Source organism: Streptomyces sp. NPDC046900, assembly GCF_040644975.1.
GTDB lineage: Bacteria > Actinomycetota > Actinomycetes > Streptomycetales > Streptomycetaceae > Streptomyces.
This window is the reverse complement of the sequence record NZ_JBEYXD010000034.1, coordinates 45,085-68,982: the sequence shown is the minus strand read 5'-3', so window position 1 is coordinate 68,982 and position 23,898 is coordinate 45,085. Positions and strand designations below refer to the sequence as shown.

Here is a 23,898-nt window from a genome sequence, read left to right as displayed (position 1 = left end):
GGAGGACGAGCCGCCGTTCACCGGCCGGGTGCCGCAGGGCGGGTGACGGACGGCAGGCCGTCAGCGTACGGGGCCACCGGATCCGCCCACGCCGCGAACGGCCCGACACGCCGGGAGGGCGCGGTGTGGGGCGGACCGCGGTGGGGCCGTGCCCGCCGCGGACGCCGTTTCGTTGAAGGTTAATCCGTTGCCGTGGCCGACGGGGTCCTGCTGCACTGCACGGGATCAGTCGTCGAGGCCGAGGAGCGGCAATGCGCACAGCGTTCATGTCCACCCAGGAAGGAACCACTCCCATTTCGAAGGACATGACGCTTGGTGCACACGCGCAACCCGCACACTCTGAATCTGGGAATCCTGGCGCATGTAGACGCCGGTAAGACGAGCCTTACCGAGCGGCTGCTGCACTCGGCCGGGGTGACCGACGAACTCGGAAGCGTGGACGACGGCAGCACCCGGACGGACTCGCTCGCGCTGGAGAAGCAGCGCGGGATCACCATCAAGTCCGCCGTGGTCTCGTTCGCGCTCGACGACATCACCGTCAACCTGATCGACACGCCCGGTCACCCCGACTTCATCGCCGAGGTGGAACGGGTGCTGAGCGTGCTCGACGGCGCGGTGCTCGTCGTCTCGGCCGTCGAGGGCGTCCAGGCGCAGACGCGCGTCCTGATGCGGACGCTGCGGCGGCTGCGGATCCCCACACTCATCTTCGTCAACAAGATCGACCGGCGTGGGGCCCAGGAGGAGGGCGTGCTGCGGGCACTGTCCCAACGCCTGTCCGTGGGGGTCGTGCCGATGGGACGCACCGGCGAACTGGGTACCCCTGAGGCGCACTTCGTACCCGGCCTGGTCCCGTCGGCGATCGACGTGCTCGCCGACCACGACGATGCGCTGCTGTCGGCGTACATCGAGGACGCCCTGGACCACGAGCACCTGTACAGGGCTCTCGTCGACCAGACTCACCAGTCCCTGGTGCACCCCGTGTACTTCGGGTCCGCCATCACCGGGGCGGGGGTGGGCGCGCTGATCCGCGGCATCAGGGAACTGCTGCCCGCCGCCGGCGGCGCGCCTGACGAACCCCTCTCGGCCACCGTGTTCAAGATCGAGCGGGGCCCCGCCGGGGAGAAGGTGGCGTACGCGCGGATGTTCACCGGAACGCTCCGCGTCCGCGACCGCGTGCCCTTCGGCGACGGGCGCGGGGAGGGCAGAGTCACCGCGATCAGCGTCTTCGACGACGGCGAGGACGCCCGCGGCGACGCCCTGCAGGCGGGCCGGATCGGCAAGCTGCGGGGACTCGCCGACATCAGGATCGGGGACGACATCGGCGTACCGAGGAAGGCATCTGGACAGTTCTTCGCGCCGCCGACACTGGAGACCGTTGTGGTGCCGGGACCCGGCGTCGACACAAGGGCCCTGCACCTCGCGCTCATCCGGCTCGCCGAGCAGGACCCGCTGATCGACCTCAGGCACGACGAGGTGCGGCAGGAGACCTCCGTGTCGCTGTACGGAGAAGTGCAGAAGGAGGTCGTCCAGGCCACGCTCGCCGATGAATTCGCCCTGGAGGTCACCTTCCGGGAGACGACGCCCCTGTGCATCGAGCGGCCGGCCGGCACGGGAGCGGCCGTGGAGTTCAACAAGAAGGACCCGAACCCGTTCCTCGCCACGGTCGGACTCCGCGTCGATCCCGCCCCGGTCGGCTCCGGCGTGGACTTCCGGCTGGAGGTGGAGCTGGGCTCGATGCCGTACGCCTTCTTCAAAGCCGTCGAGGACACGGTGCGGGAGACGCTCGGACAGGGGCTGCACGGCTGGGAGGTGACCGACTGCACGGTCACCATGACCCACTCCGGCTACTCGCCCCGCCAGAGCCATGCCCACCAGGGATTCGACAAGAGCATGTCGAGCACCGGCGCGGACTTCCGAGGACTGACCCCGCTCGTGCTGATCGAGGCGCTGCGCCGGGCGGGAACCCGGGTGTACGAGCCGATGCACGACTTCCGCATCGAGGCTCCGGCTGACACGCTCGGCGCCCTGCTGCCGGCGCTGGCCGCGATGCGGGCCCTGCCCCGGACGACGGGGACGAGGGGAACCCTCTGCGTCCTGCGGGGCACGGTCCCGGCGGCCCAGGTGCACTCCCTGGAGCAGCAGTTGCCGGGACTGACGCGGGGTGAAGGGGAGCTGGAGAGCGACTTCGGCCACTACGCAGCCGTCGCGGGCGGGTCGTCGCCCAGCCGGCCGCGCACCGACCACAACCCGCTGAACCGGAAGGAGTATCTGCTGAACGTGACACGCCGGCTCGAGGGATGAGCCGCTCGCTCCGGCCACCGCCCGGGGTGCGCGGACGGGGCGACGGCTCCGTCCGCGTCTTTGCTGAGCCCGGTGCGGACGGAGCCGTCGGTGCGGCGGGCGGAGGAGGTCAGCCGGCGGAAGGGCCCGTCCAGTCGGCCGGGACGTGTGCGAGGCGCACCCGCTGAGGGTGGTCGCCGACCGGGACCGAGGTCACCTTCTGGCCCGTGGCGAAGTCGATCGCGGTGACCTGGTCGGCGCCGCTCTCCGAGATGATGCAGTCCTTGCCGTCACCGCTCACCGTCGCCCAGTAGGGCTTGGACGCGGTGACGAGCGGGCCCTCCTGGAGCGTGGCGCGGTTGACGACCGTCGCGTAGTCGTCCATCGTCCCCGCGACGCACAGCTCGGTGCCGGACGGGTTCATCGAGATGCCGTGGTGCCGCGAGTCGTTCACCCATGTTGTACGGTCCTCGCTGGTGGCCGGGTTCTTCGGCAGGGTCTTCACCCGGGTGATCCGGTCGGCGGCCACGTCGTACTCCAGGAAGCCGTTGAAGAACGACACCTGGAAGTAGAGCTTGGACTCGTCGGGGCTGAAGGCCGCGGGCCGCACGGCGTCGGAGAAGTCCTTGAGCCCGATCGCGTCCAGCCGGCTCCGCATGTCGATGACCTTGACCTGCTTGAACGTGGTGGCGTCGACGACCGTGATGTGCCGGTCGCCCTTCGTCCAGTCCCAGGCCGGGTCGTCGAGCGCGGTGTTGACGTCGCCGATGGCCATGTTCCAGATGTACTTGCCGTCCTTGGTGAAGATGTTCTCGTGCGGCTTGTCGCCCGTGGCGAACTCGCCCAGCTGCCTGCCGGTGCCGATGTCCAGCACCTGCACCTTGTTCGCGGTGGACGCGGAGACCGCGACTCTGGTGCCGTCGGGGGAGACCGCCATGTGGTCGGCGCGGTAACCGGCCACGGGGAAACGCCAGTTGATCTTCCCCGTCGCGAGGTCGATGGAGACGACGTCGGCGAAGCTGGGCCGCGAGACGACCATGGACCTTCCGTCGGGCGTGGAGTACATGTCGTCGACGAACTGGTCGTGGCCCTCGCCGACGCTGTTGCGGATGGCCATGAAGTAGATCCACTTGATCGGATCGGCGTTGATCTCCGCCATTCGCTGTGCCTTGTCCGGGATCACGTCGACGCGGCCGATCCTGGCGAAGTCTCCGGTGGACTTGATGACGTCGGCGGTGCCGTCCCAGTTGTTGCCGACGAACATCACCTCGCGCAGCGCGGCGGGGGAGTCCTGCGCGGAGGCGGCCGTGGCCGTTCCGCCGGCGGTCAGGGCGAGGGCGGCGGCGAAGGAGAGGAGGTGGCGGGGTCTGAGCACGGACATGGGGGGTCCCATCTGTGGAGTCAATCCTGATCTAGGCATGACAAGCAGCGTCGGAGGGTCGGCTCGGGGAGCCGGGGGTGCCGCAGTTCGGGAATCTGAATACGCCCGCGTTCACAGTGGACTTACTGGAAAGTAAGGAAGGGGTGGCCCTCTCCACAAGACTCCGTACGCGACAAAATCGAGCAACGGTCGAACGGATCAGTGAGCGACGAGGGGGAGCGGGTGGCGGGCAGGCTCAGGCAGCCAACGGGCCGGTACGGCGGCAGATCGGCCGAGGAGCGCCAGGCGGAGCGGCGCCGGCGGTTCCTGGGCGCCGCGCTGCAACTCTTCGGTGACAGGCCGGGCTTCCGTGCCACTACCGTCGCCGCACTGAGCGAGGCGGCGGGCCTGTCGACGCGTCAGTTCTACGAGGAGTTCCACACCCTCGAGGACGTGCTGGCCGCGCTGCACCTCCAGGTCAACGACTGGGCGGAGGAGGCCGCGACCGCCGCTTTGGCCGGGGCCCGCGACCGGCCGCTCGCGGAGCGGGCCGCCGCGGTCTTCCGGGCGTACGCCGCGAACGTCACCTCCGATCCGCGCCGGATCCGCATCGCCTTCGTCGAGATCATCGGCGTCAGCCCGCGACTGGAGGAGCAGCGGCTCGAACGCCGGTCCCGTTGGGTGGACTTCATCTGCGCGGAGGCCGCCGAGGCGGCGGCGCACGGCGAGGCGGCGCCCCGCGACTACCGGATCGCGGCCACGGCGTTCATCGGCAGCGTCAACGGCCTGCTGCACGACTGGCGGGCCGGCTGGGTGGACGCGACCCTCGACGAGATCGTCGACGAACTGGTCCGGCAACTGCTGGGCATACTGCGGCCGGCCGGGTGGCTGCCGGGCGCCTGAGGCTCGGCCGGGCCGTCGGCCGCAGGCCACGGCGAGACGGCGGAGGGTGCGGACGCGCCTCACCGATGCCGGGTGCGACCCCTGCGAACGGCACGACGGGCCGGCGGACAGGGGTGGGGGCGCGCGGCTCGCAGCACCGAACGCAGAAGGGATACGGACGCGCGCAGACCTGCCGCGTAAACGGGTGATGGCAGCGAAGACCGGCCCTGCCGGCCCAGTTCCGCCCGTGCGGAGAAGGTCCAGGAGAGCCGCGAGCCGACCTGGAACTTCAGACGCCGCTGTCTTCCTACTCGTCCCATGCCTGACCTCCGTCGAGGGCCCGGCCCGGGGAGCGGCGGGTCGTGAAGGGCCTCTTCATCGAGCGTCCCCCGCTGACAGGGGCCCGGCAAGCGCAGCGGACTGTGCCCCTTGCGGGTGAGGGCCGAGGTGCTGCCCGTGACCGTCCGTAGCCCCGTGACGTTGCTGGGGCATGATCTCAACACGACGCATCGTCGCCGCAGTCGGTCTCGCCGTGGGCGTCACGGGCCTGGCCGCGCCGGTGGCCGGCGCGGCCACCGCGCCCCAGGACGCGGGCAGGCTCAACCCGGTCACCCTGCTCGACTCAGTGCCCCGCACCGGTGTCCCGGCCCAGTACAGCGAGGAGATCCCGACGGTCTCCGGCCAACTCGCGGGGCTGAACCACCTGAACGACCTCCAACAGCTCCATCAGGCCACCGACCTGGCCGCGCCCGCGACGGGGCTGCTGCCGGCCGTCGAGTCCTGAGGGCGGCGCGGCCCGCGACCGCAGTGTGACAGGGCCCCCGGCCGCAAGACGCCGGGGGCCTTGACATTCCCGGAGGCCCACCGGAGCATCGCGGGGGATCAGCGAATGGGATTTCACCAGGCGAACAAGCCGCGCGGTTCGCCTGGTCCTCCTGCCGCCCCAGCCCGTACCGAAGGAAGCCGCCATGCCCCTCACCCGCGAACTCCTCATCGGCGGCAAGGACGTGCCCGCCGCGTCCGCCCGCACCACCGTCGACGTCAACCCCTACACCGGCGAGGTGTACGCGACCCTCGCGGCGGCGGGCCCCGAGGACGTACGGCGGGCGGTGGACGCCGCGGACGCGGCCTTCGAGGACTGGGCGGCCCTCGCGCCCTTCGCCCGCCGGGCGATCTTCCTCAAGGCGGCCGACCTGCTGGACGCCCGGGGCGAGCAGGTGGCCGAGACCATGGCCCACGAGGCGGGCGCCACCCGGCCGTGGGCCTACTTCAACGTGTCCCTGGCGGCGAACATCCTGCGTGAGGCCGCGGCCGCGATCACCGCGCCGCGCGGTGAGGTGCTCAGCGCCCAGGAGGAGGGAGCGCTCGGCCTCGCGGTGCGCGAACCCCTCGGCGTCGTGGCCGCGTTCGCGCCGTGGAACGCACCGGTCATCCTCGGCGTACGGGCAGTGGCGGCACCGCTCGCCGCAGGCAACACGGTGGTCGTCAAGCCGAGCGAGGACGCGCCGATCGCCTGCGGTCTGCTCATCGCCGACCTCCTGCGGGAGGCGGGGTTGCCGGACGGAGTGCTCAACGTGGTCACCAACGCCCGGGAGGACGCGGCCGAGATCGCCGAGGCGCTGATCGGCGACGACCGGGTGCGCGCGGTGAACTTCACCGGCTCGACCGGAGTGGGGCGGATCATCGGCGAGCTCGCGGCGCGTCATCTCAAGCCCGCTGTCCTGGAACTGGGCGGCAAGAACGCCGTACTCGTGCTGAACGACGCCGACGTCGACCATGCCGTCGACGCGGCCACCTTCAGCGTGTTCATGAACTCCGGGCAGATCTGTATGTCGGGCGACCGGATCCTGGTCCACGAGTCGCTCGCCGAGGAGTTCACCGAGAAGTTCGTGCAGAAGGTGGCCTCGCTGCGGGCGGGCGACCCCGCGCATCCGCGGACGGTGGTCGGCCCGCTGATCAGCGCACGGTCCGCGCAGCGGCTGGCCGCGCTGGTGAAGGACGCCGTGGCCAAGGGCGCCGACGTGCTGACCGGCGGTGAGCCCGAGGGAGCGGTGTACCCGGCGACCGTCCTCACCGGCGTACCGAAGGACGCGGAGCTCTACTTCACCGAGTCCTTCGGCCCGGTCTGCGTGCTGGAGACGTTCACGGACGACGACACCGCGGTGGCGCTCGCCAATGACACCGAGAACGGCCTGACCTGCGGAATCATCACCGAGAACGCCACCCACGGGCTGGCCGTCGCCCGCCGGGTGCGCACCGGTATCGTGCACATCAACGACCAGTCCGTGGCCGACGAGCCCCAGGCCCCCTTCGGCGGGGTGAAGGCCTCCGGGTACGGCCGCTTCGGCGGACGGTGGGGCATCGAGGCGTTCTCCAACACCCGCTGGGTCACCCTCGCCACCCGGCACGCGCACTACCCGTTCTGACAGAAGGCCCGGGGCGGCGGCGACCGGCCGTCGCCCAGCGGTCACCCGAGCGCCACTGCCGCCTGCCAGGCTGACGGGATGGACATGACGGCACTGGCCAGAACGCTGCTGGAGACCGTTCCGGCGCATCGCACGGCCCGGATCGAGGTGATCCGGGCCGCGGACGGCGCGGCCGAGATCGTGTGCGAGACACCCGTGGAGCTGACCAACGTGATCGGCTCCCTCCACTCCGGCGGACTGATCACCCTGCTCGACGCGGCCGGACTCGGCGCCCTCATCGCGTCGGTCCCGCACGCCCGCGCGCTCGACGGAGTCGTGCCGCTCGGTACGGCGGCGGCCCTGGAGTTCCTCGCCCCGGCCCGGGGACGCCTTGTGGCCTCCTGCCGACTCGACGAGGACGCCGAGCGAAGTCTTCAGCCGCTGTGGCGGGGCGAGACCGATCGGGTCCGGCTCGGCACCAAGGCCGCGATCACCGACGCGGCGGACACGGTGGTGTGCCGTGGCCGGTTCGACTGGAGCGTGCGCCGCACGAAGCCGGCGGGATGACGCGGGCGGCCCTGGCAACCGTAACGGGACCACTCTCGCGAGCTTTTACCCGCGACACCCCCACGCGCCGCACCGTCGCTCCTGACTGTCTTCTCCACCGCCCTCGGCGTCAGCGCGAGTTCGAAGGGCCGCCGGACCTCGGCGAACGGGACGCGACGTGAGTGCGCGGGGGCTATGCCTCACGCCGTCGTCCTGACGCGCGGCGGACCCGGGAGCGGGGGAGCGGGGTGTCCGTCAGCCGCGGCGTGCGGTGATGCTGACCGCGTTGGCGGCCACGACGGCCCCGATGCCCGCCCACTCCGCCCACCCCAGGTGCTGGTCGAGGAGCACCCGGCCGACCACGGCGGCCAGGACGGGGTTGACGCTCATGAAGAGCCCGAAGGCCGGAGCCGAGACCCGGCGCAGAGTGAGCAGGTCCGCGAGGTAGGGCACCGCGGACGACAGGACACCGGCGGCCACCGCGCAGACCGCGGACTGCGCGGTGGGCGGATGCCGGACGGCGACGACGGCTCCGACCGGCAGGAACAGGAGCGCCGACACGGCGGCGGCCGCCGCCGAACCCTGCGCTCCGGGCGTGCGCCGGCCGACGGTGCGGTTGAGCAGGATGTACGACGCCCAGCAGCAGGCGGCCAGCAGACCGAGGCACATCCCGACGTAGTCGGTGGACGGCCGGGGACGCATCAGGGTGACGACACCCGCCGTGGCGACCAGCGCGCAGCACGCGTCGACGCGCCGCCGGGTGGCGGCCAGGGCGATGCCGAGCGGGCCGAGGAACTCCAGGGTCACCGCGAGACCGAGGCCGACGCGATCGATGGCGGTGTACAGAGACAGGTTCATGGTGCCGAACACCAGGGCCAGCAGCAGGACCGGCCACCACTGCCGCCAGGTGAAGGCGCGCAGCCGCGGCCTGCCGACGAGGAGCAGGACGAGCGCGGCGACGTACTGGCGCACCGCGACGACACCGACGGGCCCGAGTACGGGGAAGGCGAGCGAGCCGAGCGCGGCGCCGACCTGGTTGGACAGGCCGCTGCCGGCCATCGTGGCGACTCCGGCGGGGCTCGTCCGGGCGCGCCTCGGGCCCGGGGAGGCCGGACCGGCCCGGCGCGTGACCGCGGCCGCCGGGCGTGCGGATGCTCCATGCATGGTCCGATCGTGCGAGAGCATCGGCCCTTGCGGAAAATGCATCTGCTCCACTGTCCATACGCTTTGGTCATGCATGAAGTGGAACTGCGCCAGTTGCGGTGTCTCGTCGCGATCGTCGACGAGGGCACGTTCACCGACGCGGCCATCGCCCTCGGCGTCTCGCAGGCGGCCGTGTCCCGCACGCTGGCCTCGCTCGAACGCGCACTGGGCGTACGACTGCTGCGCCGTACCTCCCGCGAGGTGACCCCGACCGGCACCGGACTGCGCGTGGTCGCGCACGCCCGGCGGGTGCTCGCCGAAGTGGACGAGCTGGTCCGGGGGGCCACCTCCGGCCCGGCCCGTTTGCGGATCGGCTACGCCTGGTCGGCCCTCGGCCGTCACACCCTCGCCTTCCAACGGCGCTGGGGCGAACTTCACCCGCAGACCGAACTGCACCTCGTGCGCGTCAACTCGGCCACGGCAGGACTCGCCGAGGGTGCCTGCGATCTCGCGGTGGTGCGCAGGCCCGTGGACGACCGCCGTTTCGACTCGGCGATCGTCGGGCTCGAACGCAGGCTGTGCGCGATGGCTGCGGACGATCCGCTGGCCGGACGCCGCTCGGTGCGCCTGGCGGACCTCAGCGAGCGCGTACTGCTGGTCGACCGCCGTACCGGCACCACGACCGCCCACCTGTGGCCGGTGGACGCCCGTCCGGCGACCGAGGAGACCCACGACGTCGACGACTGGCTGGCCGCCATCTCCACCGGGCGCCGGATCGGGGTGACGGCGGAGTCCACCGCCAACCAGTACTCCCGGCCCGGGGTCGTCTACCGGCCGGTGCGCGACGCGGAACCGATCGCCGTACGGCTCGCCTGGTGGCGCGACGGCCCGCATCCCGCTATGCAGCCGGTGGTCGAACTGCTGATCTCGCTGTACCGCACGGGCTGAGCAGCCGCTCGGGACGGGGGGCCCTCCATCGCGTGCGAGCAAGATGGAGGACAAAATTGTTGACAATGTTGGCGGGCTAGATTTAGGTTCGATACGCACTCACTCAGGGAGGGCAAACGATGCAGAAGGACGCCCGTCCGAGCACCGGAGAGCAGGCCAAGCAGCACGCGTTGGAGCAGCTTCGGCAGGCGATCCTGCACGGCGAGATGGCGCCGGCCCAGCGGCTGGTGGAGAACGAACTCGCCGAACAGTTCGGTGTGACGCGGGCCAGCATCCGCGCGGCGCTGATCGACCTGGAGGCCCAGGGCCTGGTCGAGCGGATCCGCAACCGCGGCTCACGGGTGCGGGTGGTGACCGTCGAGGAGGCGGTCGCCATCACCGAGTGCCGCATGGTCCTGGAGGGGTTGTGCGCGGCCAAGGCGGCCGTCACGGCCGACGACGAGCAGCTGACCGAACTGGCCGATCTGGGCACGGCGATGAACAAGGCCGTGGCCGGCGGCGAACCGGTGACGTACTCCGAGCTCAACCAGCAACTGCACGAGCGGATCAGGCTGTTCTCCGGCCAGCAGACGGCCGTGGCACTGCTGGAACGTCTCAATGCCCAACTGGTGCGCCACCGCTTTCAGCTGGCACTCCGTCCGGGGCGCCCGCAGCAGTCCCTGAATGAGCACCTGGCCATGATCGAGGCGATCCGGGCCAGGGACCCGCAGGCCGCCGAGGCGGCCGTCCGTGCCCACCTCACCAATGTGATCGAGGCGCTGCGCGACTGACGCGAGCGAGGCGGGCGCGACCTGTCCAACCCGGCGAGTGAGCCGAAGGGGCGGGTCGGTGTCGAAAGTGTGGGGTGTCCCTGCTCGCTTGAAGCGGCAAGGGGCCAAGGCCCGATGGGCCGAGCACGCTCGCGTTGTCGGCACCGGCTGTGCCTTCCCGTCGGCGAATCGCCTGAACGAGGAGAGTTTCAGCGATGACGCACGGCACCGCGCCCGCCGCCCCCGAACCCCCGGCTTCTCCGCCGCTCCCGGCTCCGCTCGAGCAGGGAGACCCCCATGAGCAGGCGGGACCGCCGTCACGGTCCACGCTCGTCATCACCGCCCACGCGGGGGACTTCGTGTGGCGCGCGGGGGGAGCCATAGCCCTGGCCGCCTCCCGCGGGGAGAAGGTCACCATCGCGTGCCTGACCTTCGGCGAGCGCGGCGAGTCCGCCAGGGCGTGGCGCGAGGGCAGGAAACTGGCGGAGATCAAGGCGATCCGCCGGGAGGAGGCCGAGCAGGCCGCCGCCGCCCTGGGCGCCGAGGTCGTCTTCTTCGACGCCGGCGACTACCCGCTGATCGCCACACCCGAGCTGACCGACCGTCTGGTGGCCGTGTACCGCGAGGCACAGCCTGACGTCGTGCTCACCCACCCGCTGGAGGACCCCTACAACGGCGACCACCCGGCCGCGGCCCGGATGGCTCTGGACGCCCGCGTACTGGCCCAGGCCATCGGCTACCCGGCCGAGGGCGGGGTCATCGGCGCCCCACCGGTCTTCTTCTTCGAGCCCCATCAGCCGGAGATGTGCGGCTTCAAGCCCGAGGTCCTCCTCGACATCACCGAGGTGTGGGAGGCCAAGCGCAAGGCCATGGAGTGCCTGGCAGCCCAGCAGCACCTGTGGGACTACTACACCGACCTCGCCGTCCGCCGCGGCGTCCAGCTCAAGCGCAACGCCGGTCCCAACCTGGGCCTTGCGCACAAGACCATGGCCGAGGCGTACATGCGCCCGTACCCGCAGATCACGAAGGAGCTGGCATGAGCGGCGTGATCGTCACCGACCCGCCGAAGGCGGACGTGAAGGACGTCGAGGCCCTCGCCGGGTACGGCGTGGCCACCGTCCACGAGGCGATGGGCCGCACCGGACTGCTCGGCACCCGGCCGCGCCCCGTGCAGCAGGGCGTCCGGGTCGCGGGCACCGCGGTCACCGTGCTCTCCTGGCCCGGCGACAACCTCATGATCCACGCGGCCGTGGAGCAGTGCGGCGAGGGCGACATCCTCGTCGTCACGACCACCTCGCCGTCCACCGACGGCATGTTCGGCGAGCTCTTCGCCACCGCGCTGAAGCGGCGCGGGGTGCGCGGCGTGATCATCGACGCCGGTGTGCGCGACACCGCCGAACTGCGCGAGATGGGCTTCCCTGCGTGGTCCGCGGCCGTCTCGGCGCAGGGCACCGTGAAGGCGACCGGCGGCTCGGTCAACGTACCGGTGGTGATCGGCGGCCAGGTGATCCGGCCGGGTGACGTGATCCTCGCCGACGACGACGGCGTGGTGGTCGTGCCGCGCGAGGACGCCCGCCGGGCCGCCGAGGCGTCGGAAGCCCGCGAGAACAAGGAAGCGGCGTCCCGCGCCGCCTTCCTGGAAGGCCAACTGGGCCTGGACCGCTACGGCCTGCGTACGACCCTCGAGCGGCTGGGGGTGCGCTACCAGTCCTACGACGAGTACGTCAGGGACGGAGCGGGCTCATGACCGGGCCCGGCGAGGTGCGCTGCATGCTGATGCGCGGCGGCACGTCCAAGGGCGCGTATTTCCTGGCCGGGGACCTGCCCGCCGACCCCGGGCTCCGCGACGGCCTGCTGCTGCGCATCATGGGCAGCCCCGACCCGCGCCAGATCGACGGCCTGGGCGGGGCGCATCCCCTGACCAGCAAGGTGGCCGTGATCTCCAGGTCCGACGACCCCGAGGTGGACGTGGACTACCTCTTCCTCCAGGTGGCCGTCGACAGCCCCGACGTGACCGATCGGCAGAACTGCGGCAACATCCTGGCCGGGGTCGGTCCCTTCGCCGTCGAACGCGGCCTGGTCGCCGCCCGGGACGGCGTGACCTCCGTACGGATCCGCATGCGCAACACCGGAGAGCTTGCGGTCGCGACGTTCCCCACTCCCGGTGGGCGCGTCGACTACACCGGTTCCGTCGAGATCTCCGGCGTGCCGGGGGCGGCCGCCCCCGTGCTGATCGAGTTCCCGGCCGGCGACAGGCCGCTGCTGCCCACCGGGAACGTCCGCGACACTGTCGCCGGCACATCGGTGACCTGCGTGGACAACGGCATGCCGACCGTGCTCATCGCCGCTCGCGCGCTGAACGTCACCGGGTACGAGGACCCCGTGGCCCTCGAGGACGACCCGGTGCTGGCCGACCGGTTGCACGGGATCCGGCTGGAGGCCGGGCGGCTGATGGGGCTGGGCGACGTCGAAGGGACCACGGTCCCCAAGCTCAGTCTGCTGGCGCAGCCCCGGAACGGCGGCGCCGTCATGACCCGTACGTTCATCCCGGTGCGGTGCCACACCTCCATCGGCGTCCTGGGCGCCGCGAGCGTGGCGGCGGGGCTGCGCGTCCCGGGAAGCGTGGGGGAGGGGATCGCACGCCTTCCCGCCCGCGGCGACCGCATCCGCGTCGAACACCCCACGGGATTCCTGGACATCGACACGAGCGTCGATCCCGGCTCAGGCCGGACCCCTCCGGTCGCCCGCCGCACCGCCGTCGTGCGCACCGCCCGGAAGATCTTCGACGGCAGCGTCTTCCCCCGCTCCGCCGGCACCCCCCCACAACTCTTTGGAGGCAACGATGGCTCCGCCCCTCGGTGACATCGCCCATATCGGCCACGCCCAGCTGTTCACCCCGGACCTGGACGCCAGTGTCGCTTTCTTCACGGACTATCTGGGACTCACTGTCAACGGACAGCACGGCGACACCGTCTACTTGCGGACCTTCGACGACTACGAGCACCACAGCCTGGTGCTCACTGCCCGCGAACAGCCCGGACTCGGCCGGCTCGCCCTGCGCGCGTCCAGCGAGGAGGCGCTGCGGCGCCGTGTCGAGGCGAGCGAGCAGGCGGGCCGTCCCGGCCGCTGGGTCGAGGACGAACCCGGTATCGGGAAGCTGTACCTCACCACCGACCCCGACGGACACGAGCACGCCCTGTACTGGGAGAGCGAGCACTACCGCGCCCCCGAGGCGCTGAGACCCGCACTGAAGAACCAGCCCCAGGCCAAACCCAACCGGGGCGTGGGCGTGCGCCGGCTGGACCATGTGAACTTCCTCGCCGCGGACGTGCTCGCCAACGCCGAGTTCCAGGAACGGGTGCTGGGCGCCTGGCCCACCGAGCAGATCCGGCTGGACAGCGGGCGGATCGCGGCCAGTTGGCTGACGTTCACAGCCAAGTCGTACGACGTCGTGTACACGGAGGACTGGACGGGCTCGACCGGCCGGCTGCACCACATCGCCTTCGCCACCGACACCCGCGAGGACATCCTGCGGGCCGCCGACCTCGCCATCGACACGGGCGTGTGCATCGAGACCGGACCGCACAAGCACGCCATCCAGCAGACGTTCTTCCTGTACGTCTACGAACCGGGCGGCAACCGTATCGAGTTGTGCAACCCCCTGACCCGTCTGGTCCTGGCTCCCGACTGGCCGCTGATCACCTGGACCGAGGCGGAGCGCGCCAAAGGGCAGGCCTGGGGCCTGCAGACGATCCAGTCCTTCCACACCCACGGCACACCGCCGGTCGGCTGAGCGACGGGGTGGCCGGCGTACCGGCGTGCGGTGCCGACCCCCCTCCATCAGCGTCTTTGCTGGATCTTCCCAGGGGCACCGGCACAGCCACAGGTGCTCGCTGAGATTGTTGACAAAAGCGTTGACAGTTACCCGCCCGGTCCTTAGCGTCTAGCGCACACCGGGTCCGCCGCACTAGCCGCGTCGACCCTCCCCACGCTCTCGGCTCGCGCCCGAGTACGCGGACCCCCATCACCGATCCCCTCCAGGGACCGCCTCCTGGACGAGAGGAAAACAACGATGTCCTCCTCCCCCGCCCTGTCCGCTCGCGGCAGCAGACTGGCCGCCCTGGTCGTCGGTCTGTGCTGGCTGGCCGTGCTCTTCGACGGCCTCGACATGTTCATCTACGGCTCGGTGCTGCCCCACATGCTGGAGCAGAAGGCTCTGGGGATCACCCCGGGCCAGGCCGGTGACCTCGGCAGCTACGCCACCTTCGGCATGCTGGTGGGTGCCCTGACGGCGGGCACGGTCGCGGACCGGATCGGCCGCAAGAAGCTCATGGTCGCCTGCGTCACGCTCTTCTCGCTGGCCTCGGGCCTGTGCGCGGTCTCGGGCAGCGTCGGGGTCTTCGGCCTCGGCCGGACGCTCGCCGGCGTCGGTCTCGGCGGACTGCTGCCCACCGCGATCAGCATGGTCTCGGACTACGCCCGGGGCGGCCGCGCCGCGCTCACCATCGGGGTGCTGATGACCGCCCACCACGCGGGCGGCATCCTCTCCGCCTATGTGGCGAAGTGGCTTGTGGAGCCGGTGGGCTGGCGCGCCGCTTTCTGGGTCTGTGTGCTCCCGCTGCTCTTCGTCCCGGTGCTCGCCAAGGTGATGCCCGAGTCCCTGAGCTTCCTGGTCGCCAAGGGCCGCACCGAGGAGGCCCGGGCCATGGCCGAGCGCTACGAGGCCGAACTGCCCGCCACCGCCGGCCGGCAGGCCCCGGCCGGTCGCTGGAACGCCCTGGTCGACCTGTTCCGCGGCGGTGAGTGGCAGCAGACCCTGCTGTACTGGCTCGCGTCCTTCGGCGGACTGCTGCTCGTGTACGGCGTCGCCACCTGGCTGCCCACCCTGATGCGCGGCGAGGGCTACAACCTCGGCTCCGCGCTGACCTTCGTCGTCCTGTTCAACCTCGGCGGCATCGTGGGCATGCTGGTCGCCGGCCGTGTCTCCGACCGCTGCGGTGCCCCGCGTATCTCGGCCATCTGGTTCGCACTGACCGCCGCCGGGGTCTTCCTGCTCAGCGTCCACATGCCGCTGGGCGTGACCTACCTGGTCGTGTTCCTCACCGGTGTGTTCCTGAACAGCGCGCAGACGATGATCTACGCGACGGTCTCGATCCGCTCGACCCCAGACAACCGTGCCACCGCGGTGGGCTGGACCTCCGGCATGGGCCGGTTCGGCGCCGTCTTCGGTCCGTGGCTCGGCGGCCAGTTGCTCGCCGAGGGCCATGGCGACTGGGGTTTCACCGCCTTCGCGCTGGCCGGAGTCTCATCCATGATCTTCATCGGCCTGGCCGCGCTGCGCTCGTTCAGGCAGCCCCGTACGGGCACCGCGCAGCAGGAACTGCTCGCCGCCCACTGAGTCGGGCGGACGCGCGCACCGGGCCGGGCTCATCGAGGGAGCCCGGCCCAGCACGTCGGACACCCCGAGGCCGGCCCGGCCCCCGAGCAGACGGCCCCCCGCGCCCCGGACTAGCCGTGGCGCCGCTCGTGCTCCCCGTGCCGGTGGTGGCCGCAGCAGTCAGGGCGCTCCACGGAGGACGCCCCGGCCCACGGCGGCTCGGCGTGCGCCGCGCACTCCGCCCGCTGCGCGCTAACGACCATCCGCTCGCTGTCGGATGCCGCGTTGGCCACACTCGCGCAGCACACCGCCAGCAACACGGCGCCCGCGGCGAACGGCAGGGCCCGCAGCGGGGGAGCGGGGGCGAGCAGCGCCCGTACCCGCTGCGGCACGGCCCCGCCGGTCGCGGCCAGCGCCGCGCGGCGGGAGGTCTCGGAGGCGGAGGCGAGGGCGGCCCGCCCGACCGCGCGGGCGACGACCGTACGGCTGCCGATCCGCGCCGCGGCCTCCTCGTCGGCCCAGCGTTCCAGGACGAAACCGCCGGTGTCGGCGAGCGGCCGCAACAGCGGATTCACGGCTGCCGCGAGCCGCCAGACGGTCTGGAAGAGGTGGTGCCTGCCGCGCAGATGGGCCCGCTCGTGTGCGAGGAGGGCCTCGCGCTCCGCGTCGCCGAGACAGCGCAGCATGCCGCGGGAGACCACGATCCGCCCGGGCGCGCCGGGAAGCGCGAAGGCATGGGGCGTGTCGTCGTCGAGCACGGCCAGTTCCGTGTCGCCGGGCAGACGGGCGCACTCCCGCCGGGCCCACCGGAGATGACGGACCTGACGTACGGCTGAGACGCAGAGCGCGACCATGCCGCCGGCAAGGGCGAGGGCGCCGGCCACCGCGACGACGAGGTACACCGGGTCCTCGGCCCGCAGGGCGTCCACCGACCAGCGGCCCTCCTCGGCGACTTCGGGGATCTGGGCGAAGCCGGTGAAGGCCAGCAGGGCCAGCGAGCCCGTCCAGGCGAGCGCCGCCACCAGAGCGGCACACGCCAGGGCCCAGGCGGCCGGCCTCGGTGCCAGTCGGCGGGCCGGTCGCGGCGCGAGCACCGTGAGCGCCCCGGTGACCAGGAACGGAACGTAGACGCTGATCAGCACCGGGTCAGGGCCCTTCGTCCCGGGGCCGGGTGTCGTCGCGCCCGTCGTGCGCGGACAGCAGTCGCTGCAGCAACTGCTCGTCCTTCTCAGACAGTTCGGAGACGAACCGGGCCAGTACCGCCTCGCGGTCCGAGCCGCGCTCCAGCAGGGTGTGCATCCGTTCCGCGGTGTGGGTCGCCTCGTCCCGGGCCGGCTCGTAGGCGTATCCGCGGCCCTCGCGGTGGCGGACCAGCATGCCTTTGTCGTACAGCCGGGACAGGATCGTCAGCACGGTCGTGTAGGCCAGGTCGCCCGGCAGCCGCTGCCGGACCTGTCGCGCCGTCAGCGGCCCTTCGGACGCCCAGAGTGCGGCGAGCACACCGCTTTCCAGTTCGCCGCGTGCGCGCCTGCCTGATGCCCCACCGGACTCGTCGCTCCTCCGGTCCTGCATCGTTCACCTCCCCTTCGCCACTTGGCTCCTCAGGCTACCCGGTGAGCTACTACAGGGTGTAGGAAGTATGCTCCGGGCTTTGAACCGTGAACTACTACATGTTGTAGAGTTCCGCTCCCCTCGATGTGCGGAGGAAGAAGCCCATGCTCCACCCCGGAACGACGGTTCCCGCGCCCGCGCTCACGGGCGCCGTTCCGCCTCTCAGAGCAGCCGCGACGCCGTCGGGGCGGGTCACGATCGTCTCCGCGAGCGTGGGGGCCGGCCACGACGGTGCCGCCGCCGAACTCGCCCGCCGTCTCGCGGCGGACGGATTCATGGTCGACCGCTACGACTTGATGGACCTGTTGCCCGCACGTCTCGGCAGGGCCGTCAAGGAGAGCTATCAGCGGATGCTGTTCCGGGCACCGTGGGCGTATCAGCGGATCTACAACAGCACCGAGCGTGCCGGCGGCAGCGGCCCGGCGGCGCGGGCGCTGCTGCGCGCCGCCGAGGACCGGGTGCTGCGCGCCCTACCCCCGGGCACAGGCGCGCTCGTCTCCACCTACCCGGGGGCCAGCAGAGTGCTGGGCAATCTGCGTCGCGACGGCCGGCTGACCGTTCCCGTCCTCACCTATCTGACCGACTTCTCGGTGCATCCGCTGTGGGTGGCGGACGGCGTGGACGTGCATCTCGCGGTCCATGCCGTGCCCGCCGCCCAGGCCCGCGCCGCCGGTGCCCGGGACGTCCGGGTGTGCGGACCGGTGACCGATCCGCGGTTCCGCCCCGGCGACGCTCAGGAGCGACGCCGGGCACGGGCCCGGTTCGGGCTGCCCGAACGCGCGCCGCTGGCGCTGCTGGTCGCCGGTTCCTGGGGCGTCGGGCCGGTCCGGCAGGTGGCGCTCGAGCTGCGCGACTGCGGCGCGGCCCTTCCGGTCGTCGTCTGCGGCCGCAACGAGGCCCTCGCCGAACGGCTGCGCGCGGACGGCATCGAGCACGCCTACGGCTGGGTCGACGACATGCCCGGCCTCATGCACGCCTCCGACGTCCTCGTGCAGAACGCCGGCGGACTCACCTCCCTCGAGGCGTTCGCCACGGGCCTGCCCGTCGCCGGCTACCGCTGCATACCGGGCCATGGGCTGACCAACGCCGCCGCCCTGGACGAGGCGGGTGTCGCCGCCTGGATCCGGGACCCGGCCGACCTCAAGACCGTGCTCTGCGACCTGATCGACGGCCCGCTCGGTCTGCGGCAGCGCGAGGCGGGCCTCGCGCTCTTCGCCGGACCGGGCGCCGGCCCCGCGGCCGAGATAGCCCGCGTCCACCGTTCGGGACCCGGGCACGACTTGCCGCCTTCCGCCCCGCGGCGCCGCCGCCGCGGCTCCCGCAGGCTCGCCGCCGCCACCGCCGTGGCATGGGCCGGTGCCGTCGGTACCGGGATCGCCGGCACGGACGACGGCCCCAGCCTGATGCACGCCATCGGCCATGGCCTGGATCTGGACGACTCCGCTCCCGGTCACGCCCACGCGCCGGGGGGCCACCAGTGACCGGGACCCGGCTCGTGCGTGCGGCCGCGCTCGCCGCCCTGCCCGCCCTCGCCGCGGTGCACGCCGCGCCCGTCGTCTCCACCTTCGGGCCGCTGCGCAACCGCGTCATGCCCCGCCTCTCGGGGCGTGGCCGTGCCGGTCACGTCGCCCTCACCTTCGACGACGGACCCCACCCGCTGTCCACCCCGCTCTTCCTGCGGCTGCTCGCCGAACGCCGGGTGCAGGCCACCTTCTTCCTGCTCGGCAGCGAGGTCCGCCGGTCTCCGGGGCTGGTCCGGGAGATCGAGGCGGCAGGCCACGAGATCGGCATCCACGGCTGGCTGCACCGCCCGCTGCTGCTGCGCGGCCCGCGCGCCACGTACGACGACTTCGCCCGGGCCCGGGACATCGTCGCCGAGATCACCGGTCGCCGGCCACGGCTCTTCCGGCCGCCCTACGGGGTGATGTCGGCCTCTGCCCACGTCGCCGCCCGCCGACTCGGTCTCACCCCCGTCCTGTGGACCTGCTGGGGCGAGGACTGGACGGCGCGTGCCACGGCGGAGTCCGTGCACCGCACGGTCACGGCAGACCTGGACGGCGGCGGTACCGTGCTGCTTCACGACTCCGACTGCACCTCGGCCCCCGGCGCCTGGCGTTCGGCCCTCGGTGCCGTGCCCCGCATCCTGGACACCTGCGAGGAACGGGGCTTCGAAGTCGGCCCGTTGCGCGACCACGGCCGGCCCCGCCCGTCCTCGGTGGTCTGACCGCAAGGGCCGGAGGAGCGATTTACTTGAGTTAGGCAACTATATGGTAGACTGGCGGGTATGCCCACTGCACAGCCGCCCTCAGCCGCCGCCTCAGCGGAAGTGATCGAGATCGAGCGAGCGCTCAGCCGTATCACCTATCTGAGCACGCGCGCCCGGCAGCACGACCGTCTGATGGCCATGGCCGGAGTGCCGCTGGACCGTGCGGCGGTGGCGCTGCTGAGGCAGATCGCCGACTCCGAGCCGCTGCGACCGGGCGAACTGGCCAACCGGCTCGGAGTCGAGGCGTCCCATGTGACCCGCCAGGTGCAGCAGCTGGAGAGGACGGGGCATGTCTCGCGGGTCCCCGACCCGGACGACCGCCGCGCCCAGCGCATCCAACTGACCCCCCAGGGCCGGGACGCCATCGACCGCATTCGGGCCGCGGGCGTCCGCGGCATGCAGGCCGCTCTGGCCGCCTGGTCGCCCGAGGACCTCGGGCGGCTGGCCTCCCTCTTCCACCGCATGGTCGACGACTTCCTCGCCTACGCAGCGGACGATGAAGCCGCCCAGGAGATCCCCGCGGCCGCTCACCCGAAATCCTGACCGTCCCGTTTCAGCCCGCCGTCGCCAGGAACTGCGTCGCGGCCAGTTCGGCGTAGAGAGGGTCGGCGGTGACCAGTTCGCGGTGTGTGCCGATCGCGCTGACACGGCCCGCGTCCATCACGACGATCCGGTCGGCCGTGGTCACCGTGGACAGCCGGTGCGCGACCACCAGGACGGTGGTCGACTGCGCGACCTCCGCGACCGTGTCCCGCAGCGCCGCCTCGTTGACCGCGTCGAGCTGTGAGGTCGCCTCGTCCAGCAGGAGCAGCCGGGGACGGCGCAGCAACGCCCGGGCGATCGCCACCCGCTGGCGTTCACCGCCGGAGAGCTTGGTCCCGCGATGCCCGACCAGGGTGTCCAGGCCCTTGGGGAGCCGTTCCACCAGAGCGTCGAGCCGCGTCGTGACGAGCACCCGCCGCACGTCGTCCTCCTCGGCCCGCGGATTGCCGAGGAGCAGATTGTCGCGCAGGGAACCGGACAGCACCGGCGCGTCCTGCTCCACGTAGCCGATGGCGGACCGCAGTTCGGACAGGTCCCACTCGGTGATGTCCCGGCCGTCGATCGTGATGCTGCCCGACTCGGGATCGTAGAACCGCTCGATCAGCGAGAACACGGTCGTCTTGCCCGCGCCCGAGGGGCCGACGAACGCGGTCATGCCCCGGGCCGGTACGGCGAAGGACACGCCGTGGTGCACATACGGCAGGTCGTCGGCGTACCGGAAGCGCACATCGTCGAAGGCGAGCGCGGCCGGCGGCGCGACGGGCGACGGCAACGTGGAGGCCCCGGCGGGCGGTTCGGCGGGCAGCCGCAGCGCCTCGTGGATACGGGCGAGCGCGGCGGCCCCGGTCTGGTACTGGGTGACGGCGCCGACCACCTGCTGGATCGGGGACATCAGATAGAAGACGTAGAGCAGGAAAGCGACCAGAGTGCCCACGTTGATGGCGCCGGTCGCGACCCGTGCGCCGCCCACCGCCAGCACGGTGATGAACGCGATCTGCATCGCGAGCCCCGCCGTGTTGCCCGCGGCAGCCGTCCACCGGGCGGCTCGTACGCTCTGCCGCCACGACTCCTCGGCCGCCGCATGGACGACCTCCTCCTCGCGGTGCTCCGCACCCGAGGCCTTGACCGTGCGGAGCGCACCGAGGACCCGCTCCAGGGAGGCACCCATCGCGCCCACCGCGTCCTGCGCCTTGCGGCTCGCCCGGTTGATGCGCGGCACGATCACTCCGAGCACCATGCCCGCCAGCAGGATCACGCCGAGTGTGACGCCCAGCAGGACCGGGTCGACCAGGCCCATCATCACCACCGTCGCGACCAGCGTCAGCCCGCCGGTGCCGAGGCCGACCAGCGAGTCGGTGGTGACCTCCCGCAGCAGTGTCGTGTCGGAGGTGACCCGGGCCATCAGATCGCCGGGCTCGGTGCGGTCGACGGCGGAGATCCGCAGCCTCAGCAGATACGACGACAGGGCGCGCCGTGCCCCGAGGACGACCGACTCGGCGGTGCGGCGCAGCACATAGGAACCCGATGCGCCCACCGCCGCGTTGGCGACCACCAGGCCTGACATGCCGAGCAGCGCCCCGGTGATGGACCGGTCGTGCGCCAGGTCGTCGATCAGCCCCCTGGCCACCAGCGGCAGGAGCAGCCCGGTGGCGCCGGTGGTCAGTGCCAGCAGCGCACCGGCGAGCAGTGCCCACCGGTGCGGCCGTACGTATCCGAGGAGCAGCCGCCACGAGGGCGGCATCGATTGCGGCTCTGCTTCCGTCTCTGCGATGCTCACGGCTTTCCTTGCGGCGTAGGGGGGTTCAGACTACGTCCGCCGTGGGGCGCGGGTGTCACCCGGATGCGTTCCGGAAGGGTGCGGCCCGCAGCCGATCTCACATTCGCCGCGCGGGATACGTGCGGGGGCAGTGCCCGCCGCGCGAGGATCAGCGTGCGGGCCGCCGAGACCCGCACCGGGCGCGCGAGGCGTCCGCGACACCGACGGGAAGGCAGTAGCACCATGGCGCAGGAAGTACGCGGCGTGATCGCCCCTGGCAAGGACGAGCCGGTGCGGGTGGAGACCATCGTCGTACCGGATCCGGGGCCCGGTGAGGCAGTGGTGCGCATCCAGGCCTGCGGGGTGTGCCACACCGACCTGCACTACAAGCAGGGCGGCATCACCGACGACTTCCCGTTCCTGCTCGGGCACGAGGCCGCCGGGATCGTCGAGTCGGTCGGCGAGGGCGTCGACGACGTGGCACCCGGCGACTTCGTGATCCTCAACTGGCGGGCGGTGTGCGGGAAGTGCCGCGCCTGTCGCCGTGGCCGGCCCTGGTACTGCTTCGACACGCACAACGCGCGGCAGAAGATGACCGTTGCCGCCACCGGCCAGGAGCTCACCCCGGCCCTCGGCATCGGTGCCTTCGCGGAGAAGACGCTGGTCGCGGCCGGACAGTGCACGAAGGTCGACCCGGCCGTCTCCCCGGCCGTGGCGGGCCTGCTCGGCTGCGGCGTGATGGCGGGCATCGGCGCCGCCGTCAACACGGGCAACGTCGGCCGGGGCGACTCGGTCGCGGTCATCGGCTGCGGCGGCGTCGGCTGCGGGGCGATCGCAGCCGCACACCTGGCCGGCGCTTCGAAGATCATCGCGGTGGACGTCGACGACCGCAAGCTCAACTCCGCCAGGGAACTGGGTGCCACCCACACGGTCAACTCCCGGGAGACCGATCCCGTCGAGGCGGTCCGCGGGCTCACCGACGGCTTCGGGGCCGATGTCGTCATCGAGGCGGTCGGCCGCCCGGAGACGTACACACAGGCCTTCTACGCCCGTGATCTGGCCGGCACCGTCGTCCTCGTCGGCGTCCCCACCCCCGAGATGAAGCTGGAACTCCCGTTGCTGGAGGTCTTCGGACGCGGCGGTGCCCTGAAGTCCTCCTGGTACGGCGACTGCCTGCCCTCCCGCGACTTCCCCATGCTCATCGACCTGCATCTGCAGGGGCGCCTGCCGCTGGAGAAGTTCGTGTCCGAGACCATCGCCCTCGACGAGATCGAGAAGGCCTTCGAGCGGATGCACCACGGCGACGTGCTGCGTTCGGTGGTGGTGCTGTGATGACCGCGCGCATCGACCACCTCGTCACCTCCGGCACCTTCTCCCTCGACGGCGGCACCTGGGAGGTCGACAACAACGTGTGGATCGTCGGCGACGACCACGAGGCCGTCGTCATCGACGCCGCCCACGACGCGGACGCCATCGCCGAGGCCGTCGGTGACCGGCGGCTGCGCGCCATCGTGTGCACGCACGCCCACAACGACCACATCGACGCCGCCCCCGCGCTCGCCGAGCGGACCGGCGCGACGATCTGGCTCCACCCCGACGACCTTCCGCTGTGGCGGATGACCCATCCCGAGCGGCTGCCCGACAACTGGCTGGCCGACGGCCAGATCATCGAGACGGCCGGAACCGATCTGACCGTCCTGCACACCCCGGGTCACGCGCCCGGCGCGGTCTGCCTCTACGACGCGGGCCTCGGCACGGTCTTCACCGGGGACACCCTCTTCCGGGGCGGCCCGGGCGCCACGGGGCGCTCGTACTCCGACTTCCCGGCGATCATCGGGTCGATCCGCGACCGGCTGCTGAGCCTCCCGCCCGAGACGGTGGTCCGCACCGGGCACGGCGATACCACGACCATCGGCGACGAGGCGCCCCACCTCGACGAGTGGATCACCCGCGGCCACTGACCCGGACAGGGCGACAGAGGGTCCGGGACGCGGGCGGTCCGGCGGGCCCTGGGTACCGCCGAGCGGATGCC

General features: G+C 71.9%; 22 protein-coding genes. 17 read left to right on the top strand and 5 right to left on the bottom strand.

The annotated features are described in order from the left end of the window. The first annotated feature begins 315 nt into the window (after positions 1 to 315). Positions 316 to 2,301, top strand: coding sequence for a translation factor GTPase family protein (locus ABZ904_RS28270; RefSeq protein WP_360993818.1), 1,986 nt, complete (start codon positions 316 to 318; stop codon positions 2,299 to 2,301). Positions 2,302 to 2,410: 109 nt separating this feature from the next. Here ABZ904_RS28270 and ABZ904_RS28265 read toward each other — a convergent pair whose 3' ends face one another. Beyond that, a complete protein-coding gene (locus tag ABZ904_RS28265; RefSeq protein WP_361826191.1) occupies positions 2,411 to 3,661 on the bottom strand; it encodes a YncE family protein in 1,251 nt (416 codons plus the stop codon). Positions 3,662 to 3,883: 222 nt separating this feature from the next. Between ABZ904_RS28265 and ABZ904_RS28260 the strand changes: the two genes are divergently transcribed. The 4 genes from ABZ904_RS28260 to ABZ904_RS28245 all read left to right on the top strand — a co-directional run bounded on the left by ABZ904_RS28260 (position 3,884) and on the right by ABZ904_RS28245 (position 7,494). Further along, complete coding sequence (locus ABZ904_RS28260; RefSeq protein WP_359406576.1) at positions 3,884 to 4,543, top strand: TetR/AcrR family transcriptional regulator; 660 nt, start codon at positions 3,884 to 3,886, stop codon at positions 4,541 to 4,543. A 469-nt stretch (positions 4,544 to 5,012) separates the two neighbouring features. Continuing rightward, on the top strand, positions 5,013 to 5,306 hold the full coding sequence (locus ABZ904_RS28255) for a hypothetical protein (RefSeq protein WP_359406500.1): 294 nt from the start codon (positions 5,013 to 5,015) through the stop codon (positions 5,304 to 5,306). Between the two features lie 184 nt (positions 5,307 to 5,490). After that, positions 5,491 to 6,948, top strand: coding sequence for an aldehyde dehydrogenase family protein (locus tag ABZ904_RS28250; protein WP_361826188.1), 1,458 nt, complete (start codon positions 5,491 to 5,493; stop codon positions 6,946 to 6,948). Between the two features lie 78 nt (positions 6,949 to 7,026). Then, complete coding sequence (locus ABZ904_RS28245; RefSeq protein ID WP_360993582.1) at positions 7,027 to 7,494, top strand: DUF4442 domain-containing protein; 468 nt, start codon at positions 7,027 to 7,029, stop codon at positions 7,492 to 7,494. 234 nt (positions 7,495 to 7,728) lie between these two features. Here ABZ904_RS28245 and ABZ904_RS28240 read toward each other — a convergent pair whose 3' ends face one another. Then, positions 7,729 to 8,532 carry an EamA family transporter gene (locus ABZ904_RS28240; RefSeq protein WP_361826216.1) on the bottom strand — a complete coding sequence of 268 codons (804 nt, stop codon included), beginning with the start codon at positions 8,530 to 8,532 and terminating at the stop codon, positions 7,729 to 7,731. A 174-nt stretch (positions 8,533 to 8,706) separates the two neighbouring features. Between ABZ904_RS28240 and ABZ904_RS28235 the strand changes: the two genes are divergently transcribed. The 7 genes from ABZ904_RS28235 (at position 8,707) to ABZ904_RS28205 (ending at position 15,711) form a co-directional block, all read left to right on the top strand. Next, on the top strand, positions 8,707 to 9,564 hold the full coding sequence (locus ABZ904_RS28235) for a LysR family transcriptional regulator (RefSeq protein WP_360993579.1): 858 nt from the start codon (positions 8,707 to 8,709) through the stop codon (positions 9,562 to 9,564). A gap of 119 nt (positions 9,565 to 9,683) precedes the next feature. Next, entirely contained in the window at positions 9,684 to 10,334 is a 651-nt protein-coding gene (locus tag ABZ904_RS28230; RefSeq protein ID WP_361826184.1) for a GntR family transcriptional regulator, read from the top strand. Between the two features lie 194 nt (positions 10,335 to 10,528). Continuing rightward, complete coding sequence (locus tag ABZ904_RS28225) at positions 10,529 to 11,353, top strand: PIG-L deacetylase family protein (protein WP_361826181.1); 825 nt, start codon at positions 10,529 to 10,531, stop codon at positions 11,351 to 11,353. Beyond that, the gene (locus ABZ904_RS28220) at positions 11,350 to 12,060 is read left to right on the top strand and encodes a 4-carboxy-4-hydroxy-2-oxoadipate aldolase/oxaloacetate decarboxylase (protein ID WP_361826178.1); all 711 of its coding nucleotides are present in this window, start codon (positions 11,350 to 11,352) and stop codon (positions 12,058 to 12,060) included. The genes ABZ904_RS28225 and ABZ904_RS28220 overlap by 4 nt, the downstream gene beginning before the upstream one ends. After that, positions 12,057 to 13,175, top strand: a complete 1,119-nt coding sequence (locus tag ABZ904_RS28215) for a 4-oxalomesaconate tautomerase (RefSeq protein WP_361826175.1) — start codon at positions 12,057 to 12,059, stop codon at positions 13,173 to 13,175. The genes ABZ904_RS28220 and ABZ904_RS28215 overlap by 4 nt, the downstream gene beginning before the upstream one ends. After that, positions 13,156 to 14,106, top strand: a complete 951-nt coding sequence (locus ABZ904_RS28210) for a VOC family protein (protein ID WP_361826172.1) — start codon at positions 13,156 to 13,158, stop codon at positions 14,104 to 14,106. Before ABZ904_RS28215 ends, ABZ904_RS28210 begins: the two co-directional genes overlap by 20 nt. Positions 14,107 to 14,385: 279 nt before the next feature. After that, the gene (locus ABZ904_RS28205) at positions 14,386 to 15,711 is read left to right on the top strand and encodes an aromatic acid/H+ symport family MFS transporter (protein WP_361826169.1); all 1,326 of its coding nucleotides are present in this window, start codon (positions 14,386 to 14,388) and stop codon (positions 15,709 to 15,711) included. A 110-nt stretch (positions 15,712 to 15,821) separates the two neighbouring features. Here the strand turns inward: ABZ904_RS28205 and ABZ904_RS28200 are convergent, their stop codons facing one another. Next, positions 15,822 to 16,832 (bottom strand): M56 family metallopeptidase, encoded by a 1,011-nt coding sequence (locus ABZ904_RS28200; protein ID WP_360993563.1) that lies wholly within the window; start codon positions 16,830 to 16,832, stop codon positions 15,822 to 15,824. Between the two features lie 4 nt (positions 16,833 to 16,836). Beyond that, complete coding sequence (locus ABZ904_RS28195; protein ID WP_360993560.1) at positions 16,837 to 17,262, bottom strand: BlaI/MecI/CopY family transcriptional regulator; 426 nt, start codon at positions 17,260 to 17,262, stop codon at positions 16,837 to 16,839. 143 nt (positions 17,263 to 17,405) lie between these two features. Between ABZ904_RS28195 and ABZ904_RS28190 the strand changes: the two genes are divergently transcribed. Genes ABZ904_RS28190 through ABZ904_RS28180 form a run of 3 tightly spaced genes read left to right on the top strand, consistent with a single transcriptional unit; the run spans position 17,406 to position 20,110 of the window. Beyond that, entirely contained in the window at positions 17,406 to 18,782 is a 1,377-nt protein-coding gene (locus tag ABZ904_RS28190; RefSeq protein ID WP_359404563.1) for a UDP-N-acetylglucosamine--N-acetylglucosamine transferase, read from the top strand. Continuing rightward, positions 18,779 to 19,525 carry a polysaccharide deacetylase family protein gene (locus tag ABZ904_RS28185; RefSeq protein ID WP_359404566.1) on the top strand — a complete coding sequence of 249 codons (747 nt, stop codon included), beginning with the start codon at positions 18,779 to 18,781 and terminating at the stop codon, positions 19,523 to 19,525. The genes ABZ904_RS28190 and ABZ904_RS28185 overlap by 4 nt, the downstream gene beginning before the upstream one ends. Positions 19,526 to 19,585: 60 nt before the next feature. Then, positions 19,586 to 20,110 carry a MarR family transcriptional regulator gene (locus ABZ904_RS28180; protein ID WP_359404569.1) on the top strand — a complete coding sequence of 175 codons (525 nt, stop codon included), beginning with the start codon at positions 19,586 to 19,588 and terminating at the stop codon, positions 20,108 to 20,110. A 10-nt stretch (positions 20,111 to 20,120) separates the two neighbouring features. Here the strand turns inward: ABZ904_RS28180 and ABZ904_RS28175 are convergent, their stop codons facing one another. Next, the gene (locus ABZ904_RS28175) at positions 20,121 to 21,887 is read right to left on the bottom strand and encodes an ABC transporter ATP-binding protein (RefSeq protein WP_361826164.1); all 1,767 of its coding nucleotides are present in this window, start codon (positions 21,885 to 21,887) and stop codon (positions 20,121 to 20,123) included. Positions 21,888 to 22,109: 222 nt separating this feature from the next. Here ABZ904_RS28175 and ABZ904_RS28170 point away from each other — a divergent pair, with 222 nt between their 5' ends. Continuing rightward, positions 22,110 to 23,198, top strand: coding sequence for an S-(hydroxymethyl)mycothiol dehydrogenase (locus tag ABZ904_RS28170; protein ID WP_359404575.1), 1,089 nt, complete (start codon positions 22,110 to 22,112; stop codon positions 23,196 to 23,198). Further along, positions 23,198 to 23,827, top strand: coding sequence for an MBL fold metallo-hydrolase (locus ABZ904_RS28165; RefSeq protein ID WP_359404578.1), 630 nt, complete (start codon positions 23,198 to 23,200; stop codon positions 23,825 to 23,827). The genes ABZ904_RS28170 and ABZ904_RS28165 overlap by 1 nt, the downstream gene beginning before the upstream one ends. Positions 23,828 to 23,898 lie beyond the last annotated feature (71 nt).